This window comes from Micromonospora sp. NPDC051296, from assembly GCF_040682255.1.
Lineage (GTDB): Bacteria > Actinomycetota > Actinomycetes > Mycobacteriales > Micromonosporaceae > Micromonospora > Micromonospora craterilacus.
On record NZ_JBFBAO010000467.1, the window covers coordinates 1 to 4,651 of the forward strand.

4 protein-coding genes are annotated in these 4,651 nt (G+C 76.1%); 3 read left to right on the forward strand and 1 reads right to left on the reverse strand.

All coding sequences use genetic code 11. The annotated features are described in order from the left end of the window. Positions 1 to 177: 177 nt before the first annotated feature. The 3 genes from AB0M52_RS30935 to AB0M52_RS30945 all read left to right on the forward strand — a co-directional run bounded on the left by AB0M52_RS30935 (position 178) and on the right by AB0M52_RS30945 (position 2,217). Entirely contained in the window at positions 178 to 597 is a 420-nt protein-coding gene (locus tag AB0M52_RS30935) for a DUF3263 domain-containing protein (RefSeq protein ID WP_363961038.1), read from the forward strand. A gap of 55 nt (positions 598 to 652) precedes the next feature. Further along, positions 653 to 1,621 (forward strand): hypothetical protein, encoded by a 969-nt coding sequence (locus AB0M52_RS30940; protein ID WP_363961040.1) that lies wholly within the window; start codon positions 653 to 655, stop codon positions 1,619 to 1,621. Between the two features lie 104 nt (positions 1,622 to 1,725). Continuing rightward, the gene (locus AB0M52_RS30945; protein WP_363961042.1) at positions 1,726 to 2,217 is read left to right on the forward strand and encodes a GNAT family N-acetyltransferase; all 492 of its coding nucleotides are present in this window, start codon (positions 1,726 to 1,728) and stop codon (positions 2,215 to 2,217) included. Here AB0M52_RS30945 and AB0M52_RS30950 read toward each other — a convergent pair. Next, positions 2,214 to 4,613 (reverse strand): AAA family ATPase, encoded by a 2,400-nt coding sequence (locus AB0M52_RS30950; protein WP_363961044.1) that lies wholly within the window; start codon positions 4,611 to 4,613, stop codon positions 2,214 to 2,216. The genes AB0M52_RS30945 and AB0M52_RS30950 overlap by 4 nt on opposite strands. Between the last annotated feature and the right edge of the window lie 38 nt (positions 4,614 to 4,651).

Below are 4,651 nucleotides of genomic sequence, written 5' to 3' on the forward strand. Positions count from 1 at the left end.
CCACATTCCCGCAGCTCAGGGGCCGATCGTAACGGTTACAGCGGTCGGTAAGCAGCGCCCGACCGTGCACGGGGACGGTCGGGCGCCCGACGCGCCGGATGCGCCGGGTGGTGGCCCTGGTTAGGCTGGTAGACCCGGTTGGCGTCGCCCGTGCCGGCCGCCCCCGTGAGGAGCACCATGCAGCCCGCCGACGCCATTCCGGCAGCGCAGACCGGTCCGGACGCCGTCACGGTGCCGCCGCCGAGGTCGGCCCCCGAGGTGGAGTCGGCTCCGGCGCAGGGCGACCCGGAGGACATCGCGCCCGCCGACGCCTCGCCGGCCGACGACGCGCCGGAGGGTGCTCCGGACGGCACCGGCCCGTCCACGGGCGGGCTCGGCGAGCGGGAGCGGGAGATCCTCGCGTTCGAGCGGCAGTGGTGGCGGCACGCCGGTGCCAAGGAACAGGCCATCCGGGACCGCTTCGGGCTCTCCGCCACCCGTTACTACCAGTTGTTGAACGCATTGCTGGACAATCCGGCGGCGCTCGCCGCCGACCCGGTGCTGGTGGGCCGGCTGCGCCGGCTGCGCGCCTCCCGAGCCCGTGACCGGCGCCGCTGAATCTGGGCGAATGTCGGCCCGCGCGGCGGGTAGCCGGGGCGGGGAGGTGGCGGCGATGTCCGGAAGCGGCCCCGGTGAGGCGAAACGCCCGGCGACGTACCCGGCGACCGGGGGCACCGTGCTGCCCGAGGCGGCCCCGGACGAGCGTCGGCGGGGCGCGGCGGTCGGGGTGGCGCCGACCATGCGGGTACGCTCCGCGTCCGCCCCGCCGCCCGGGCGGCCGGTCAACGAGGACGTGGTGTTCCAGTTCGGCCCGCTGGTCGGGGTGCTGGACGGGGCGACCGTGCCGGAGGGCTTCGACACCGGCTGCGTACACGGGCCGCAGTGGTATGTCCGGCACCTCGCCGCCCGGCTCGGCCTGGCCGAGGCCGCCCGCCCGGCGGCGACGCTGGTGAGCAACCTGGCCGGGGCGATCCTGGCGGTCCGGGCCGACCACGGCGACCAGTGCGACCTCGACCACCCGGGTACCCCGTCGAGCACCGTGTGCCTGCTGCGCGACGGTGGGGACCAGGTCGACTACCTGGTGCTCTGCGACAGCCCGCTGGTGCTCGACGCCGGCGGCCGGGTCGACGTGGTCGTCGACGACCGGTTGGCCGCCTCGACGGCCGAACTGCGCGGTGCCGCCGCCGGGCTGCCCGGGTCGGCCGACCGGGCCACCCGGTTCCGGCACGCCGTCATGCTGCAACGGCAGCGGATGAACCGTACGCACGGTTACTGGGTCGCCGCCGCCGATCCGGACGCGGCGTACCACGCGGTGGTCGGCACGCTGCCGCTGCGCGGGCCGGACGCGCTGCGCCGCGCGGTGCTGCTCACCGACGGAGCGTCCGCCGCCGTCGAGGAGTTCGGGCTGTTCGACTGGGCCGGCCTGCTGGACGTGGTGACCGGCGAGGGGCCGGGCACGTTGATCGACCGGGTCCGGGCGGCCGAGCGGGATCACCCCGACCGGCTGCGCCGGCACAAGCCGGCCGACGACGCCTCCGCCGTCCACTGCGATTTCACCCACGCGGATGACAACGGAGCGTGAGGTAGGGCGCGTTTTCGGTCCGACCGGCCGGTCCCTCCCGCCAGACGTTCCGGTCGTCGCCAACCGGGTGGACGTGCGCCACCGAGCGCGGAAGACTGCGGCACGTGACGGGTGCGATCCGGCTGGAGCCGGTGGACGAGAAGAACCTCGAACCGTTGCTCTCCGTAGCGGTTGCCGAGGCGGAGCCGGCCGACGTGATGCCGCCCGTGGCGGCACCGGCCGGGTGGTCGCACGCCCGACGGGAGGCGTTCCGGGAGTTCCACCGGGCCAGCTTCGGCGGTCTCGAAGCGCCCAACCGCACCGCCATGTACGCGATCCAGGCCGGCGGCGAGGTGGTCGGGATGATCCGGATGAGCCGCCGGGACGAGCCCGACGCCGTCGAGGTGGGCATGTGGCTCGGCCGGTCGGCCCGTGGCCAGGGCATCGGCTCGGCGGCGCTGCGCGAGCTGTTGAACCTGGCGGCGGCGGCCGGCATGCGGTCCGTGGTGGCGGACACCGATCCGGAGAATCGTGGCGCGCTGTCCGCCTTGGCGAAGTGCGGCGCCACGCTGCGCGAGGACGGCGACCGGGTACGCGCGGAGATCAGCCTGGACTAACCGCGCTGCTCCGCGTACGCCGCCAGCCAGGCCACCTGGGCCGGGTCCAGGGACGGGCGTACCCGGGCCCGGGCCGTCTCGACGTGCTCCGCGGTGACCGTGGACGCGGTCAGCGACTCGCGCATCGCCGCCAGCGCTGCCTCCCGGACCAGGGCCGCACAGTCGGCCGCCGAGAAGCCGTCCAACTCCGCGCCGAGCGCGGGAAGGTCGACGTCCTCGGCGAGCGGCACGTTGCGCGCGGCGGCCCGCAGGATCTCCGCCCGTGCCTCGGCGTCCGGTGGCGGCACGTAGACCAGCCGCTCCAGCCGGCCGGGGCGCAGCAGCGCCGGGTCGACCAGGTCGGGCCGGTTGGTCGCGCCGATCACCACGACGTTGCGCAGCGCCTCCACCCCGTCCAGTTCGGTGAGCAGCGCGGCGACCACCCGGTCGGTGGTGCCGCCGTCGGTGGCCTGGCCGCGGACCGGGGCCAGGGCGTCCACCTCGTCCAGGAAGACCAGCGTGGGCGCGGCCTCCCGGGCCCGGCGGAACAGTTCCCGCACCGCGCGTTCGCTCTCGCCGACCCACTTGGAGAGCAGCTCGGCGCCCTTGACCGACAGCACGTTCGCCCGGCCGGAGCCGGCCAGCGCGGTCACCAGGTAGGTCTTGCCGCAGCCCGGCGGGCCGTAGAGCAGCACCCCGCGCGGCGGCTGCACGCCGAGCCGGGCGAAGGTGTCCGGGTAGGTCAGCGGCCACAGCACCGACTCGGTCAGCGTCTGCTTGACCTCCACCAGGTCGCCGACATCGTCGAGCGTCACCCGGGCGAGTTCGAGGGTGGAGCCGGCCATGGTGGTCGGCCGCACCACCTCCAGCGCGGCGGTGAAGTCGGTCATCCCGACCGTCGGGTTCTCCACCGACTTCTGCCGCAGGGCCGCGCGCACCCCGGCCTCGCGGACCAGCGCGGCCAGGTCGGCGGCGACGAAACCGGGGGTACGCGCGGCGACCTCGTCCAGCCGGACATCCTCCGCGAGCGGTACCGGGCGGGTCAGCACGGTTAACTGCTCCCGGCGCAGTGCGGCGTCCGGCAGCGGGACGTCGATCCGCAGCGAGAGCAGGTCCGGGGCGCGCAGCGCCGGGTCGACGGCCTCCGGCCGGCTGGTGGTGCAGACCACCGCCGCCCCGGCCCGGACGATCTGTGCCAGGCACTGGCGGAACACGGTCGCCACCGGTCCCGGGCTGTCCGCCGGGGCCAGCGCCTCCACGTCGGTGACCAGCAGCACGGCCGGCCCGCCGGCGACCACCTCGGCGGTCGCGGCCCGGAGCCGCCCGGCGGCCGAGGAGTTGGTCAGTGCCGCGACCTCGGGCGCCCAGAGCGGGTGCACCCGGGCGCCGACCTGGGCGGCCACCGCGCGGACCAGCGCCGACTTGCCCGAGCCGGCCGGCCCGGAGACGAACACCCCGAGGGCGACCGCGGTGCCCAGCCGGCCGAGCACCTCCCGGTGGTGGAAACCGAGGTCGAGCAGCTCGGTCAGCTCCTCGGCCTGGGGCCGCAGGCCGGGCAACTCGTCGACCGACGGGGCGTGCTCGGCCCCGCCGACGCTCCCGGCGGCCGAACCGCCGGCGCCGGCGGTGCTCGCCCAGCCGACGTCGCCGGCGGTCGCCTCGCCGGCATCCCCTGCTCGTGGGCCGGGCTCGGCACCGGCGCCGCTCGTGGCGGCGACGCCCGCCCCCGAGCCGGTCGCGGGCCAGATCGCCCGACTGGTCCACCGGGAACTCGCCGCGCCGCCCGTGCCGGCCGTGGGCCACCTGCCGGCACCGGTCGCCGCGCCGGCGTCGCCGTGGGTGGCGGAGCCGTGTTCCCAGCCGACGAGGGTGTCCATGGTGACCAGCGCACCCGGGTCGGGCTCGGCGGCGACGACCCGGAGCAGGGTGCTGGTCCAGGCATAGCCGATGCGGGTGGAGAGGCTGCGCCGGGCCGCTTCGACCAGGGTGCGGGTCGAGGCGTCCGGCAGGACGTCCTGGGGCAGCAGGGAGACGTCGTCCCCGGCGGTGACCACCTTGCCGAGCAGCGCCAGCCGCAGCATCTCCGGGGAGACCACCGCGACGATCTCCGCCGGCCCGGCGAGCAGCACCTGGCGAGCCGGGGTGACCGGTGTCGGGCTCACCCGTACCTGCCCGCCGTCGCGTACCCCGAGGTTGCCCAGCATCAGGTCGTCGGCCTGCAACAACGCGGCGCTGGCGGTCTGTTCGGCCGCGGCGACGATGCCGGCGGTCGCCCGCCGGCCGGTCAGCCGGACCGGATCACCGGGCCGCAGCGCGAGCGCGGTGAGGGCCTCGGGGTGCACCCGGACGATGCCCCGCCGGGCATCCAGTGCGGCCGGCCGTAGGCTCGCGATCAGGGTCAGCTCGGGTTCGCCCACCGCCCGACCCTAGACGGCCCGGTCACCCTTCGTCCCCT

Coding starts and splice junctions, on each gene's coding strand:
- AB0M52_RS30935 (WP_363961038.1), top strand. CDS start 178: ATGCAGCCCGCCGACGCCATTCCGGCAGCGCAGACCGGTCCGGACGCC.
- AB0M52_RS30940 (WP_363961040.1), top strand. CDS start 653: ATGTCCGGAAGCGGCCCCGGTGAGGCGAAACGCCCGGCGACGTACCCG.